Here is a 15197-nt window from a genome sequence, read left to right as displayed (position 1 = left end):
GGGCGGGAGGGGACGCGAGGCTGCGGGCGTCGTAATAGGCGCGGTCGTCACAGGCGCGGCCGTCACGGGCGTCACAGGCCGGGCCGTCACGGGAGCTCCACGGTGACGCGGCGTTCGGCCCTGCCCGCTTCGGCGGAGGCCAGCAGGTGGCGGGCGAAGACGGCCGCCTTGCGCCGGCGCGGCACCCGTACCCTGCCTGCCAGGACTTCGAAGCCCCGGCGCTCGATCTCGTCGAGGATGCCGCCGTACAGGTCGAAGGCGGCGCGGATGCACGGCCGGGACGAGGGGGCGAGCAGGCCGACGCCACGCGCGGCGGCGCGGTAGTGGTCGCGGGCGCGCCCCGCCTCGAAGGCCAGCAGGTCGCGCAGGGCGGGCCCGGTACGGCGGGCGCCCAGCTCCCGCGGGTCCACCTCGAACTTGTCCAGGTCCTCCATCGGCAGGTAGACGCGGCCCCTGGCGTGGTCCTCGCGCACGTCGCGCAGGAAGTTGGTGAGCTGGAAGGCCAGACCGAGCTGGCGGGCGGGCTCGCGGGCGGCCTCCTCGCACCCGGGGGCCGGCTCCAGCACCGGCAGCATCATGGTGCCGATGGCGGCGGCCGACCCGGCCATGTAGCCGAGCAGGTCGTCGTAGGTCGCGTACCGGGTCACCGTGAGGTCCGCGCGCATGGACGCGAGGAAGATCGCGATGTCGTCGTGGTCGATGCCGAAGGAGTGAACGGTGTGCAGGAAGGCCGGCAGCACCGGATCGTCCTGCTTCGCCCCGGCGAGCCCGGCCTCGACCTTGACGGTCAGGGCGTCCAGCGCGCGGGCCCGGTCGGCGGTCATCGTGAACGAGTCGACGATCTCATCGGCGTACCGGGCGAAACCGTACAGCGCGTGCACGTGCCGCCGCTTCCACTGCGGCAGCAGCCGGGTGGCCAGGTAGTAGGAGCGGCCGTAGCGGGCGTGGAGCCGCCGGCAGCGTTCGTAGCTGGCGGTGAGCGTCAACGGGTCTCCTCCAGGATGCGTTCGGCGGCGAGCCGGCCGGAGATGAGCACGGGCGGCACCCCCACTCCGGGCGCGGTGTACATGCCGGCGAAGTGCAGCCCCGGCACCCGCCGGGCCACGGCGGAGGGGCGCAGCCACGCCGTCTGCGTGAAGCGGTGGTCCAGCGCGAACGGGGTGCCCGCGGTGTGCCCGCGCGCCGCCCAGGCGGGCGGGTCCAGCACCAGCCGGGGCGCGCCCGACAGGTCGCCGTAGCCGAGTCGCGCCATGCGGTCGAGCAGCCGCGACTCCAGCCGGGGGCGCAGCCGGTCCCAGTCGGCGTGCCGCAGGTTGGGCGCGGGTTCCAGGACGCTGAGCGTGGCGTGCCCGGCCGGCGCGGCCTCGCCGTCCGGCTCCGGGCAGGTGACCAGCAGGCTCGGGTCGGGCTGCGGCCGGCCCGCCTCCAGCGCGGTGAACGTCTCGCTCCAGTCCCGGCCGAAGTGCAGCGTGTGGTGCGCCTGGCCGGTCGGCGGGCGGTCCAGGCCGACGTGCATCACCAGGCACGACGGGGAGTGACGAGGACGCCGCAGCCGCCAGTCGCCCGCGCGGGCGGGAAGCAGCCGCCGGGCCGCCAGCCGGTCGCAGGCCACGACGACGTGCCGGGCCGCCAGCCGTTCCCCGTCCCGCAGCAGCACGCCGGTGACGCCGTCGCCGTCCGTCTCGACCCGTTCGGCGGGTGTGCCGTAGCGGAGGTTCGCGCCCAGCTTCTCCAGCAGCGCCGCCATGGCCGCGGGGATGGCGTGCATGCCGCCGTGGCGCGGGAAGTACACGCCGCCGACGGTGTCCATGTGCGCGATGACCGCGTAGATGCCCAGCGCGCGCTGCGGCGACAGTCCCACGTACAGCGACTGGAACGTGTGCGCCTTGATCAGCCGCGGGTCCGTCAGATAGCGGGCCGCCAGGCGGTCCAGCCGGCGGAACCCGCCCAGCCGGGCCAGCCGCAGCAGCGCCGCAGGCCGGGCCAGGGCGCGCAGCCGGGTCATGTCCGTGTCGATGAACGCCGGCCACTCGACCCGGAACAGCTCGTCGAGCAGGCTCCGGTAGCGCTCGTAGCGGGCCGCCTCCGCCGGCCCGCACACCGCGCGGACCTCCGCCGTCATCGCCTCACGCTCCGCCCGCACGTCCAGCCGCGACCCGTCGTCGAAGACCATCCGGTACGAGGGATCGAGACGGCGCAGCGGCAGCCAGTCCCGCAGCTCCTGCCCGGCGGCCCCGAAGACCTCGGCGAGCACGTCCGGCATGGTGAGCACGGACGGGCCGGTGTCGAAGCGGTACGCGCCGGCGCGGGCGGTTCCGCAGCAGCCGCCGGGCTCGTCGAGGGCCTCCACCACGGTGACCTCGCGACCGGCCGCCGCCAGGTGGATGGCGGCCGACAGCCCGCCCAGGCCCGCGCCGACGACGACCACGGAGCTCATCAGAAGTCCCTTTCCGTGCACAGGGCGGCCAGGTCCGCCAGCGCCCTCCTGGCCTCGTGCGGGATGCCGGGCGGCCGGTCCAGCGCCGTGACCGCCTCGTCGGCCAGCTCGGCGATGCGCCGCTCGGCCGCGTCGAGCGCCCCGCACTCCACGATCAGCTCCCGCGCCGCCGCCACCCCCCGCTGGTCGGTGATGTCGTCCAGGAGCGCGCTGCCCGTCTTCCTCCTGGCGTAGGCGAGCAGGTAGGTCGCCTTGCCCTGGAGCAGGTCCGCCCCGGCGGGCTTGCCGGTGCGCGCCGGGTCGGCGAACACGCCGTTGACGTCGTCCCTGAGCTGGAAAGCCTCGCCCAGGGGGATCGCGTACGCGCTCAGCGTGCGGCGCGTCTCCGGGGAGCCGTCCGCCACGGCGTGACCGAGATGCAGGGGCCGCTCGACGGTGTACTTGCCCGACTTGTAGAGCGAGATCACCCGCGACGGCTCCTCACCCGTCCGGGCGCCGGCCGTACAGGCGAGGTCGAGGTACTGGCCGCCGATCGCCTCCACCCGCAGCTGGGTGAGGAGGTCGAGCGAAGCCCCGAGGTGCGGCCCCGTGTCCAGCAGCGCGGCGTCGGCCCAGCTCAGCGCCAGCAGCGCGAGCAGGGTCGCCGCCGACTCGCCGAACCGGCCGGCGTCGCCCCGCCAGCCGGACCGCCGGTGCAGCTCGGCCAGCGCGACGTGCGCCGCCGGCCGGCCACGCCGCGAGCCCGCCTCGTCCATCACGTCGTCCAGCAGCAGCGCCGCCGCGTGCACCAGCTCCACGGCGCAGGCGGCGGGCAGCACGGGCTCCAGCCGTTCGCCGCCGGCCGCCCGGTAGCCCCAGTAGACGAACGAGGGCCGCAGCCTCTTCCCGCCCCCCAGGACGAACGCCGCCAGGTACTCGCGCACCAGACCGATCTCCGCCGGATCCAGGAAGCCGAGCCGGCGCACCTGCTGGTCCAGCAACCGCGCCAAATGCCGGTCGACCTGTTCGCGCACGTGGGTCGTTCGCGCGATCACCGTGTCCATGCACGCTGCCCCTTCTGTCGCTATGGGAAGTCTTCGCAGGAGGAGCTGACCCGGTTGCACGCGATCTCGAATCGCCTCTTCACGGTAACCAGCGGATGCCGGGATTCGACGGGGGACACGCCTGCTCCATGCGTCCAAGCAGGTCCGTAACCGCGAAAAGATGGTCGGACACGTCGAACGTCAGCGGGAAGACCATGGCCGAGGAGACACCGGACAACGTGGAGGACGCGGGCTACGGCATCGGAGCCGCCTCCCGTCGCCTCGGTGTGCCCGCGCCCACGCTGCGCACCTGGAACCTCCGCTACGGCCTGGGGCCCAGCCGCCGCACCGCGGGCGGCCACCGCCGGTACGACGCCACCGACCTGCGGCGGCTGGCCGAGATGAAACGCCTGATCGCCACGGGCCTGGGGCCGGCGGAGGCGGCGAGACTCGCCCTGGCCCTGCCCGCCGCGCCCCCCGGCCCGCCGGAACCCGGCGAGGAAGCCCAGCCGGGCACACCTCCGATGGGCACGCCCGTCACCGGCACCACCGGCGCCCCCGCGACCGGCTCTTCCGTGACCGGCTCCCCCGTGACCGGCTCCCCCGCGACCGGCTCTTCCGTGACCGGCTCCCCCGTGACCGGCTCCCCCGCGACCGGCTCTTCCGTGACCGACGCCCCCGCGACCGGCTCTTCCGTGACCGGCGCCGGCGGGCGGCCGGCCACGGCCGCGCTGGCTCGTGCCGCGCTCATGCTCGACAGTCACGAGGTCTCCGGCCTGATCGAGGAGACGCTGGCCGGGCACGGCGTGGTGTGGACGTGGGAGCGGCTCCTGCTGCCCGTCTTCGACACCATCTGCCGCCGCCAGGACGACACCGGCGCCGGCATCGACGTGGAGCACCTGCTGTCGGACCGGACCCAGGCGGCGCTGCACCGCATCGCCCGCGGCGTCCCGCCGCACGAGGGCCGTCCGGTGCTGCTGGCCTGCGCCGAGGACGAGCAGCACAGCCTGCCGGTGCACGCGCTGGCCGCCGGGCTCGCCGAGGTCGGCGTGCAGACCCGGGTGCTCGGCGCGCGCACCCCCTACGCGGCGCTGGCCCACGCGATGCGGCGGCTGGGCCCGGTGGTGGTGTTCGTCTGGTCGCAGCAGGCGATCACCGGCGACACCGCCCCGCTCGCGGCCCTGCCGAGGCTCCGCCCGGCGTGCGAGATCGTCATCGGCGGGCTCGGCTGGCAGGGCGAGCCGCCTGCGGGCGTCGTCCGGGTGTCGACGCTGCCCGAGGCCATCGCGCGCATCGCGGCCACGCTCGGCTGAGCACGGCTTTCACCTGAGGACTTGTGGCATCCCCCTATGCCCGGCTATGAATAAGTTTTGAATAGGTTTTTCGGGTGAGGGGCAGGGCCATGCGGATCAGTGACGAGGAATCGCTCAGCGCGTGCTACCGCGCGCACGGCCCGGCCGTGCGCTCCTACCTGCGCCGCTTCGTGCCCGCCCAGGACGTCGAGGACCTGGTGCAGGTCGTCTTCGCGGACGTCTGGCGCTCGCGCGAGAGGTACGACCCGTCCAGGAGCCTGGCCGCCTGGATCTTCGCCATCGCCCATCGCCGCGCCGTCGACCACCTGCGCGCCCGCCGGCCCGTCACGGTGCCGCTGGAGGAGGCCGGCGACCCGCCGGGACGCGGGCGCTCCCAGGTGGACGACCTCGCCGACCGCGACCGGCTCGACAGGGCGCTGGCCGAGCTGTCCCACGCCCAGCGGCAGGCGATCGAGCTGGCCTACTTCGGCGACCTGAGCCAGCGCGAGATCGCCGAGCGGCTGCGGGTGCCGCTCGGCACCGTCAAGGCCCGCACGTCCCGCGGCCTGCGCAGACTGTCGGCCCTGCTGGCAACTCCGTGAGGCGCGTCAGCGGGCCGGGTGGCAGGCGGCGCAGACCCCGTCGGAGCCGGCGGGCGCCAGGTAGCCGTCAGGCAGGAGGAAGGCCAGCAGCCGATGACCCGCGCCCTCCCGCACCGGAGCGAGCGTGGTGATCGTCAACTGGACGTGATGGTCCTCGTCGTCCGGCCGGGGAACGCCGGTGCGGCCCGGCTCGCGGAAGAGCATCGGCCTGGACGGGCCCTGGACGAGCAGATCGGTGCCGCCCGCCCAGATGCGTTCGGCGTCCGGGCTGCGTTCGCGGAGGTCGTCCACCACGGCCATCAGCTCGTGGCCGCGCGGCGACCGCATCGCCCGGCCGCGGACCAGCGACATCAGCGCCGTCGCCTCGTACTCCCAGTCGACCATGACGTGCCTGGAGTGCTCGTGCAGGAAGAACCAGTGCAGGATCGTGCGCTGATCGGCGGGCATGGCGGTGAAGTCGCAGATCCACCGGGCGAACGCGGAGTTCTGGCCCTGGACGTTCCACAGGTCGTCGGTCACGTAGGCGGGATGCGGTTCGAGGGCGTTCACCAGACGGTGCAGCGCCGGGTCGGGCTCGGTCACGCTGTCGGGCTCGGGGGGCGGGGTGCCGTTCGCGAGATACCACAGGACGCTGCGCTCGTCCTGGCTGAGCCGCAGCGCCGACGCTATGGCCTCCAGCAGGCCGGGGGTGGGCCGGTGCTCGGCTCCCTGCTCCAGCGCGCTGATCGTACGGATCGAGTAGCCCGTGAGGTAGGCGACGTCCTCCTGAGTGAGGGTTCTCCCCCGGCGCGCCCGCCGGGCGGGGAGCCCCGCCTGGCTGAGGGTGATCCTGGCGCGGCGCTCGCGCAGGAACCGGCCCAGCAACTCGCGGCTCTCGTTCAGAGCGTCCCCCTCGCCGTCTCGAACAGGCAATGGCGTTGCCGGAAACGGTATCGCCGGTAACGGCATGCCGGGAACTCGGTTTGCTCTGGCGTCCGGGTGGCGCCGTCACCAAGATGAACGCAGGCCGTCGCGTACGACGCGCGCGTCCCGTTCCATGATCGGCAAGGAGAACCACATGTCCTTCCAGGCGTACTTGGACAACATCGAGGACAAGACCGGGCTGACGCCCCGGCAGTTCATCGGCCTCGCCAAGGAGCGCGGGTTCGACGACCCGTCCGTGAAGGCGGGTCCCATCGTGGAATGGCTCAAGCAGGACTACGGCCTCGGCCGCGGTCACGCGATGGCGCTGGTCCACGTGATCAAGAAGGGCCCGAAGATCGACGCCAAGCACGTCGGCAGCTCCGGGACTCACCGCGACGAATCGGACACCCTGTGGCTCGACGGGAAGGACAACCGCCCCTGACGGCGAGACGCGCGACGTCGTGACGGTGCGAGATCGGGTCTAGGCGACATCCCTCTGCGACATTACGTTCCTTGCAGCACCATCCCCGGGGGATTGTCCCGTCCTGTCAGATCCCGATGGAGGCACCTCGCGCGGCACCCCGAACCTGCCGCCCGCTCTCACCCTGCTCTCCTCACGACCCCAGAGGAATGGCATGAGATCACGTCTGTTAGCCGTACTCACCACCGTGACCCTGGCCCTGGCCGGTGCCCTCACCGGGGCGCCGGCGCAGGCCGAGACGGCGCTCGCCGCGCCCGACATCCCGCTGGCCAACGTCAAGGCCCACCTGGCGCAGTTCCAGTCCATCGCGAACGCCAACGGAGGCAACCGCGCCCACGGCCGGCCCGGCTACCTCGCCTCGGCGAACTACGTCAGGGGCCGCCTGGACGCCGCCGGGTTCGCCACGACCCTGCAGTCGTTCACCTACAACGGCGCCACCGGCTACAACCTGATCGCCGACTGGCCGGGCGGCAACCCCGATGACATCCTCATGATCGGCGCCCACCTCGACAGCGTGACCGCCGGGCCCGGGATCAACGACAACGGCTCCGGCAGCGCCGCCATCCTGGAGACCGCGCTGGAGGTCTCCCGGCAGTCGCTCCAGCCTGCCAAGCACCTGCGCTTCGCCTGGTGGGGCGCCGAGGAGCTGGGACTGCGCGGCTCCCAGTACTACGTCACCAACCTGTCCACCACCGAACGGGCGAAGATCAAGGGGTATCTCAACTTCGACATGGTCGGCTCGCCCAACGCCGGCTACTTCATCTACGACGGCGACAACTCCGACGGGGTCGGCTCCGGACCCGGACCCGCCGGATCGGCCGAGCTGGAAAGGGTCCTGCAGGACTACTTCGGCTCGATCGGCGTGCCCACGCGCGGCACCGACTTCGACGGCCGCTCCGACTACGGCCCGTTCATCTCCCGCGGCATCCCGGCGGGCGGCACGTTCACCGGAGCCGAGGGCGTCAAGTCCAGCGCCCAGGCGCAGCTCTGGGGAGGCACGGCGGGGCAGGCCTTCGACCCCTGCTACCACCGCGCCTGCGACACGACGGCCAACATCAACGACACGGCGCTCGACCGCAACGCCGACGCCGTGGCGTACGCGGTCTGGACGATCGCCACCGCCACCCCGCCCGTCGTGGTCTGGTCGGACGACTTCGAGACCGACCGGGGCTGGACTCCGGTGGCCGGCACGGCCACGAGCGGCCTGTGGGAGCGGGGCGACCCTGAGGCCACCACCTCCAGCGGCGCCAAGCAGCTCGGCACCACGGTCAGCGGCGTCAACGACCTGGTCACCGGACGGCTGGCCGGGTCGTCGGCCGGCGCCCACGACGTGGACGGCGGCGTGACCGCCATCCAGTCGCCGCCGATCACGTTGCCGGCCGGGGCGCCGAAGCTGTCGTTCTCCTGGTACCTGGCGCACGGCAGCAACTCCTCCAGTGCCGACTACCTGCGGGTACGAGTGGTCGGCAGCACCACGAGCACCGTCTTCCAGCAGCTCGGGGCCGCCACCGACCGTGATGGCGCGTGGGCGGCGGCGACCGTCGACCTGTCCGCCTTCGCGGGCCAGAGCGTGCGGGTGCTGGTCGAGGCCGCCGACGCCTCGACCGCGAGCCTGGTGGAGGCGGGCGTCGACGATGTGAAGATCCTCCAGTGACCGGCGACGGCGGCGCGACCCCGGATCGCGCCGCCGTCCGCGTTCCGGCATCGGCGCCCGCCCGGTGACAAGAGCGGCAGACGGGGTAGGTGCAGGTGGGACCGGCTGATCGGGGGGATCGATGCTGGGGATGCCTGACGGGGTGCGCGGGTGCCTGTTCGACATGGACGGCGTGCTCACCCGCACCGCGACCGTGCACGCCGCCGCGTGGAAGTCGATGTTCGACGACTTCCTGCGCGACCGGGCCGAGCGCACCGGCACTCCCTTCGTGCCGTTCGACGCGGTCGCCGACTACGACCGTTACGTCGACGGCAAGAAACGGCTGGACGGGACCCGGAGCTTCCTGCGGGCGCGCGGGATCAGCCTCCCTGAGGGGAAGCCGGACGACCCGCAGGACGCACAGACCCTGTACGGGCTGAGCAACCGGAAGAACGCCCTGGTGCAGGCCATACTCGACCGGGACGGCGTGGAGGTGTTCCCCGGCTCCGTCCGCTACGTGGAGGCCGTCGAGGGCGCGGGCCTGCGCAGGGCGGTGGTGTCGTCGAGCGCCAACGCCGCGCACGTCCTGGCCGCCGCCGGGATCGCCGGCCACTTCGAGGCGCGGATCGACGGCGTGGTCGCCCGCGATCGGCACCTGGCGGGCAAACCCGCCCCGGACATGTACGTGGCGGGCGCCGAGGCGCTGGGGCTGAAGCCGTCGCAGGCGGCGGTGTTCGAGGACGCGCTGGCGGGAGTGGCGGCCGGGCGGGCCGGAGGCTTCGGCTTCGTCGTCGGCGTCGACCGGGTGGGACAGGCCGACGCGCTGCGCGAGCACGGCGCCGACGTCGTCGTCGACGACCTGGCCGACCTGCTGGGACCGGGAGGCAGGCGATGATCCGGCATCCCGCGTTCGCGGTCGAGCCGTGGTCGGTGCGGGAGCACCGGCTGGACCTGGCGGTGCTGGCGCAGAGCGAGTCGGTGTTCGCGCTGTCCAACGGGCACATCGGCCTGCGCGGCAACCTGGACGAGGGCGAGCCGCACGGTGAGCCCGGCACCTACCTCAACGGGGTGTACGAGCAGAGACCGCTGCCGTACGCGGAGGCCGGCTACGGCTACCCCGAGTCCGGGCAGACGGTCGTGAACGTGACCAACGGCAAGGTGATCCGGCTGCTGGTCAACGACGAGCCCTTCGACGTGCGCTACGGCACGGTGCACGAGCACGAACGGGTCCTCGACCTGCGCGCCGGCACCCTGACGCGCACCGTCCTGTGGAGCTCGCCGACCGGCACCCGGGTACGGGTCACCTCCACCCGGCTGGTGTCCTTCACCCACCGCGCGGTCGCCGCGATCCGGTACGAGGTCGAGGCGGTCGACGAGCCGCTGCGCGTCGTCGTGCAGTCGGAGCTGGTGGCGAACGAGACCGACGAGACCGCGGGCCACGACCCGAGGGAGGCCGCGCCGCTGCGGTCGCCGCTGGTGCTGGAGGAGAACGTCCCGAACAAGGACGGCCCGGCCATCATGGTGCACCGCACCCGGGTCAGCGGGATCCGGGTGGCCGCCGGCATGAGCCACGAGATCGACGGGCCGGACGGCACCCTGGTCGACGCCGACGGCAGCGGCGACGTCAGCCGGATCACCGTCGCCACGAACCTCGTCCCCGGACGGCCGCTCAAACTGGTCAAGTTCTTCTCCTACGGGTGGTCGGTGCGGCGTTCGCGGGCCGCCACGCACGACCAGGTCGTCGCGGCGCTCGCCGCCGCCAGGCTGGCCGGGTGGGACGGTCTGTGCGCGGACCAGCGACGCTTCCTCGACGACTTCTGGAACGGCGCGGACGTCGAGGTGGAAGGCGACCCCGAGGTGCAGCAGGCCGTCCGGTTCGGGCTGTTCCACCTGCTGCAGTCGGCCGCGCGGCTGGAGGAACGCCCCATACCGGCCAAGGGGCTGACCGGCTCGGGGTACGACGGGCACGCGTTCTGGGACACCGAGATCTTCGTCCTGCCGGTGCTCACCCACGCCTATCCGCGGGCCGTCGCCGACGCGCTGGCGTGGCGCCGGTCCATCATCCCGCTGGCGCGGGCCCGCGCCACCCAGCTCGGGCTGCACGGCACCGCCTTCCCGTGGCGGACCATCCACGGTGAGGAGTGCTCCGGCTACTGGCCGGCCGGGACCGCGGCCTTCCACGTCAACGCCGACATCGCGCACGCGGTCGCCCAGTACGTCGACGCCACCGGCGACACGGCGTTCGAACGGGAGAGCGGCCTGCCGCTGCTGGTCGGCACGGCCCGGCTGTGGCAGGCACTCGGCCATCACGACCCGGCCGGAGGGTTCCGCATCGACGGGGTCACCGGCCCCGACGAGTACAGCGCCGTCGTCGACAACAACGTCTACACCAACCTGATGGCCCAGCAGAACCTGCGCGTGGCGGCCGACACCGCCGCGCGCTATCCCGACGACGCCGGGCGGCTCGGCGTCACCGCCGAGGAGATCACCGCCTGGCGGGAGGCCGCGGCCGCGATGTCCGTCCCGTACGACGAGGACCTGGGGGTGCATCCGCAGCACGAGGCGTTCACCCAGCACGCGCCGTGGGACTTCGCCGCCACCAAGCCCGACCAGTACCCGCTGCTCCTGCACTTCCCCTACTTCGACCTCTACCGCCGGCAGGTCGTCAAACAGGCCGACCTGGTCCTCGCGATGCACCTGCGCGGCGACGCCTTCACCCCGGAGCACAAGGCGCGGAACTTCGCCTACTACGAGCCACTGACGGTCCGGGACTCGTCCCTGTCGGCCTGCACCCAGGCGGTGATCGCCGCCGAGGTGGGGCACCTCGACCTCGCCTACCGCTATCTCGGCGAGGCGGCCCTGATGGACCTGAAGGACCTGGAGAAGAACACCGTCGACGGGGTCCACATGGCCTCGCTGGCGGGGGCGTGGATCGTCCTGGTGACGGGGTTCGGCGGGATGCGCGCCGGCCAGGGGCGGCTGGGGTTCGCCCCGAGGCTGCCGGCGAACATCACCCGGCTCACCTTCCGGTTGCGCTACCGCGGCAGCCTGCTGAGCGTCACCGCCACGGACGAGGCGACCACCTACGAACTGCTGCAGGGCCCGCCGATCACGCTGACCCACCACGGCGACGAACTGCGGCTGGACCAGGAGGCCATCGCCCGGCCCAACCCGCCGCACCCGCCGGCGGACGGGCAGATCCACCAGCCGCCCGGCCGCGAGCCCGCCGCCCGCCACCCGGGATCGAAGCGAAGGCGACACCGGTAGAAGCCCCCCGACGCCGCACCCGCCGCCCGACGAGCGCGGCCGGGACGCAGGGTCACCGCTGGGTGAGCGCGGCCCGGTAGACCGCGATCGTCTCCTCCGCCGCCCTGGACCAGCTCAGCCGCTCCCGGACGAACCGCTCCCCGTTCCGCGCCAGGGCGCGGCGGGCCGCCGGGTCCTCCATGAGACCGATCACGGCGTCGGCGATGGACCCGGGATCGGCGGCCCGCGCGTACCGCACGGCGGGCTCGGCGGGGTCGCCGAGGAAGATCTGGGAGAACCCGTCGCCCAGGATCGTCGGCTTGGCCAGGGCCATCGCCTCGGTCGCCACCAGGCCGAACGGCTCGAAGAGCGACGGGAAGACGCAGAGGTCGGCCATCTCGTAGTACTCCAGCAGCTCCTGGCCGTCGACGAACCCGCCGGAGGTCAGGACGCGCCCTTCGAGTCCGGCGTTCGCCACGATCCTCGCGACCCCGGCCTCGTCCCCCTCGCCGACGATCACCAACCGGAGCCGGGGGAGCGCGACGGCGATCTTCTCCATCGCCTCCAGCAGCTGGTAGACGCCCTTCTGCGGTTCGATGCGGCCGACGAAGAGCAGGACCTGGTCGTCGTCGGAGAGGCCGAGCCCGGTGCGGAGCGCGGCGGCGCCGGAGCGCAGCGCGGCCCGGTCGCATCCGGCGAGCCGCCGTTCGAACGTGCCGCCCAGGCAGACCACGTCGATCTTCTCCCGGCCCCAGCCGGCGGCGGCGAGCTGGTCGCGCACCTCCGGGGTGGCGACCACGACCCGGCGGGAGATCCGCGCCAGCCACCGCTCGAGGGCGGGGAACACGCCGAGCGGGTCGGTGATGCTGCGCTGCGGGGCGACGCCGTACTCGGTGGTGTGGACGTGGAAGACGACCGGCAGCCGCAGCGCGTAATGGCACAGCAGCGCGGTCAGGAAGTTCGTCGAGTCGTGCACGGCGACCAGATCGGGCCGTTCACCGCGCGGCAGCCGCAGCAGCCGCAGGAAGTACCGCCAGTTGCTCACCACGACGTTCACCGCCAGCAGCACGAACTCGGCCCGGCGCGTGCGGTTGAGCCTGCGGCGGCGGCTGATCGCGCCGAGCACGCGGCCCAGCGGCCGGTGGACGGTGACGCCGTCGCGCCGCTCGTGCGCCGGCAGGTGACCGTCGTTCAGCGTGAACACGGCCAGCCGGAGCTCGCCCGCCAGGTGCGGCGTGATCTCCTCGACGTAGCGGCCGAGGCCGGCGGTGATGTTGGGCGGGAACTGGTTGATGACGCAGGCGACTCTCACCGTTCGACCTCCGAAGTCTGCGATCGGTACACCCGGGCCGAGGCTGCGGCCACGACGGCGACGAGGACGAGGTTGGTCAGGGCGAAGGCGACCAGGCCCCCGGTCAGCCCGTGCCAGGAGATGAGCGCCGCCTGGCAGGCGAGCGCGGCGGGCGACCCGACGGCGAGACAGGCGATGAGCACCTTCGCGCCCCGCACCCCGTCCATCGACAGGGCGAAGAGGTAGAGGTTGAACACCGTGTGGACGCCGATCCCCACCGCCGACAGCGCCATCAGCCCGGGCTCGTACGGGTACTCCGCGCGCAGCACCAGGAAGAACAGCGCGCTCGCGGCGAAGGAGAAGACCGCGGTGGCCACCGCGATCGCCGGCCCGAGGCGGCCGATCCGCCGCAGCGCCGCCACCTTGTCGGCCGTCGCCAGCACGGGCAGCAGCACGAGCCCGATCCCCTCGGTGAACACCACGCCGAGCAGCCGCTTCGGGAAGCCGTTGTAGATGGAGTACACGCCGACGTCGCTGTCGGACGCCCAGTGGTTCAGGAAGATCACGTCCACCCCGAACAGCACGGCGGTGAAGGCGGCGATGACGCTCATGTACGCGCCGTGCCGCAGCAGCGAGCGGGCCAGCGACGCCGACCAGGACCGGGGGACGACGTCGAAGCCGGCGACGGCCACGAGGGCGAAGACGACGTTCGTGACGATGAGCGCGGCCAGGTAGACCTCGGCGTCCCGGATGCCGGCGACGAGCAGGCAGTAGGCCGCCGCGGCCAGGTAGACAGCGGCGACGGCGAGTTTGAGCCCGGCCACGAACGCGAACTTCTTCAGGCCGCGCAGGAAGCTCTCGGTCAGCTGGTTGACGGTCATCGACAGGGCGAGCGCCAGCGCGAAGCAGAGCGTGCGGACGTCGACGCCGATCAGGCGCGTGAGCACCGGGGAGGCCGCCAGACCGGCCGCGACCAGGCCGCCGCCCAGCGCCAGCGTGGTGAACAGCGCCGTCGTCACCAGCGCCGGCCGGTCCGCGGGGTCGGCTCTCGGCAGCTCCTGGAACATGACGTAGTTCAGGTTCAGCAGCATGCCGACGGTCAGGATCAGCGCGATCGTCAGCACCAGGGTGAACCGGCCGAACGCCGCCGCGCCGATCCCCCAGGCGATGACGAGCGTGGTCGCCGCCGCGGTGCCGCTGGCCGCGATGCCTCCCAGGGTGGGCCACACCGCCCAGCCCCGGCCGCCGAGCAGCCGCGCCGCCCGGTCGCGGATCGAGCCGGACGTCACCGGGCCACCTCCGCGTACGCGGCGAGCGTGCTCTCGGCCGTACGCGCCCAGGAGTAGCGGGCGCGGACGTGCGCGGCGCCGCGCCGGGCCAGCCCGGCGGCGTGCCCGGGGTCGTCCAGGCAGCGGGACAGCGCCGCGGCCAGCTCCTCCGGCGAGCCGGTACGGCAGCGCACCGCCCCGTCCCCGGCCACCTCCGGCGAGTAGCCCGGCCCCACCACGACCGGCCGGCCCAGCGCCATCGCCTCGATCGCGACCAGCCCGAACGGCTCGTACGTGGAGGGGAAGGCGCACACGTCGGCGGCCAGGAAGTGCGCGAACACCTCGGGCGGGTCGAGGAACCGGCAGTCGGCGACCACGTGCCCGGTGACGCCCTCCCGTTCGATCAGCCGTGTCACCTCGGCGTGGTCGCCGCTGCCGATGAGCACGACCCGCAGCTCGTCACCGTCGCGGAGCAGTGACCGCGCCGCTCTGATCAGGGTGTGCGCGCCCTTGTGCGGCGCCAGCCGCCCGGCGAAGACGACCAGCCGCCCGGCGCCGCCCGGCAGGTAGCGGGCCCGCACCCGCGCGCGGAGCCGGTCGCGGTCGGCGGGGGAGAGCCCGGCCAGCCGCACCAGCTCCGGGTCCTCGAAGCCGTGCGGCACGACCCGCATCCGGCCGGACGGCCAGCCGCGCGCCACGAGTTGGTCGCGCATGCTCGCGCTGGGCACCACGACCAGGTCGGCCAGCCGGGCCTGCGCGTCCTCCAGCGCGGTGATGCCGGCGGTCACGGCGGTACGGCGCGCGCCGGGCGCGGTGTTGTGCTCGCAGGTGTGCACGTGGAACACCACCGGCATGCGGCCGAGCAGCCGGCACAGGATCCCGGCGAGGCACCCCATCCAGTCGTGCACCGCCACGACCGCCCCGGAACGCCCGCCACGCAGGACCCGGGCCGCGACCCGCACATTGAAGGCGAGCAGCCCGGCGATCCTGACCAGCGGGCGAAGAACCCCCTGCGGGCGCGC

Annotated in this window: 13 protein-coding genes; 6 read left to right on the top strand and 7 right to left on the bottom strand. The window is 73.4% G+C overall.

What is annotated here, in order from left to right; all coding sequences use genetic code 11:
- Window positions 1–86 precede the first annotated feature (86 nt).
- Genes OUY22_RS01710 through OUY22_RS01700 form a run of 3 tightly spaced genes read right to left on the bottom strand, consistent with a single transcriptional unit; the run spans window position 87 to window position 3480 of the window.
- Entirely contained in the window at window positions 87–986 is a 900-nt protein-coding gene (locus OUY22_RS01710; protein ID WP_270152896.1) for a phytoene/squalene synthase family protein, read from the bottom strand.
- A complete protein-coding gene (locus OUY22_RS01705) occupies window positions 983–2437 on the bottom strand; it encodes a phytoene desaturase family protein (RefSeq protein WP_270152895.1) in 1455 nt (484 codons plus the stop codon). Before OUY22_RS01705 ends, OUY22_RS01710 begins: the two co-directional genes overlap by 4 nt.
- Window positions 2437–3480, bottom strand: coding sequence for a polyprenyl synthetase family protein (locus OUY22_RS01700; RefSeq protein ID WP_270152894.1), 1044 nt, complete (start codon window positions 3478–3480; stop codon window positions 2437–2439). Before OUY22_RS01700 ends, OUY22_RS01705 begins: the two co-directional genes overlap by 1 nt.
- 194 nt (window positions 3481–3674) lie before the next feature.
- On the opposite strand from OUY22_RS01700, the gene OUY22_RS01695 reads away from it, so the two are divergent.
- The gene (locus OUY22_RS01695) at window positions 3675–4772 is read left to right on the top strand and encodes a MerR family transcriptional regulator (protein WP_270152893.1); all 1098 of its coding nucleotides are present in this window, start codon (window positions 3675–3677) and stop codon (window positions 4770–4772) included.
- Between the two features lie 89 nt (window positions 4773–4861).
- A complete protein-coding gene (locus tag OUY22_RS01690) occupies window positions 4862–5353 on the top strand; it encodes an RNA polymerase sigma factor (RefSeq protein WP_270152892.1) in 492 nt (163 codons plus the stop codon).
- Between the two features lie 6 nt (window positions 5354–5359).
- Here the strand turns inward: OUY22_RS01690 and OUY22_RS01685 are convergent, their stop codons facing one another.
- Window positions 5360–6265: a helix-turn-helix domain-containing protein gene (locus OUY22_RS01685; protein WP_270152891.1), complete on the bottom strand. Its 906-nt coding sequence runs from the start codon at window positions 6263–6265 to the stop codon at window positions 5360–5362.
- Window positions 6266–6410: 145 nt separating this feature from the next.
- Between OUY22_RS01685 and OUY22_RS01680 the strand changes: the two genes are divergently transcribed.
- From OUY22_RS01680 to OUY22_RS01665, 4 genes are all read left to right on the top strand, one after another.
- Window positions 6411–6698 (top strand): DUF4287 domain-containing protein, encoded by a 288-nt coding sequence (locus tag OUY22_RS01680; protein ID WP_270152890.1) that lies wholly within the window; start codon window positions 6411–6413, stop codon window positions 6696–6698.
- A 193-nt stretch (window positions 6699–6891) separates the two neighbouring features.
- Entirely contained in the window at window positions 6892–8391 is a 1500-nt protein-coding gene (locus tag OUY22_RS01675; protein ID WP_270152889.1) for a M28 family peptidase, read from the top strand.
- A gap of 121 nt (window positions 8392–8512) precedes the next feature.
- Window positions 8513–9265 carry a beta-phosphoglucomutase family hydrolase gene (locus OUY22_RS01670; protein WP_270152888.1) on the top strand — a complete coding sequence of 251 codons (753 nt, stop codon included), beginning with the start codon at window positions 8513–8515 and terminating at the stop codon, window positions 9263–9265.
- On the top strand, window positions 9262–11637 hold the full coding sequence (locus OUY22_RS01665; protein ID WP_270152887.1) for a glycoside hydrolase family 65 protein: 2376 nt from the start codon (window positions 9262–9264) through the stop codon (window positions 11635–11637). The genes OUY22_RS01670 and OUY22_RS01665 overlap by 4 nt, the downstream gene beginning before the upstream one ends.
- A gap of 52 nt (window positions 11638–11689) precedes the next feature.
- Here OUY22_RS01665 and OUY22_RS01660 read toward each other — a convergent pair whose 3' ends face one another.
- The 3 genes from OUY22_RS01660 to OUY22_RS01650 form a co-directional block, all read right to left on the bottom strand.
- Window positions 11690–12928 carry a glycosyltransferase family 4 protein gene (locus OUY22_RS01660; RefSeq protein WP_270152886.1) on the bottom strand — a complete coding sequence of 413 codons (1239 nt, stop codon included), beginning with the start codon at window positions 12926–12928 and terminating at the stop codon, window positions 11690–11692.
- Window positions 12925–14196 (bottom strand): MATE family efflux transporter, encoded by a 1272-nt coding sequence (locus OUY22_RS01655; protein ID WP_270152885.1) that lies wholly within the window; start codon window positions 14194–14196, stop codon window positions 12925–12927. The genes OUY22_RS01660 and OUY22_RS01655 overlap by 4 nt, the downstream gene beginning before the upstream one ends.
- Window positions 14193–15197 (bottom strand): glycosyltransferase family 4 protein (locus tag OUY22_RS01650; RefSeq protein WP_270152884.1); only part of this gene is annotated, 1005 nt, incomplete at its 5' end. The genes OUY22_RS01655 and OUY22_RS01650, both read right to left, overlap by 4 nt.

The organism is Nonomuraea corallina (genome assembly GCF_027620315.1).
GTDB lineage: Bacteria > Actinomycetota > Actinomycetes > Streptosporangiales > Streptosporangiaceae > Nonomuraea > Nonomuraea corallina.
The sequence above is the reverse complement of the archived record's forward strand: the minus strand, read 5'-3'. Positions and strand labels throughout refer to the sequence as shown.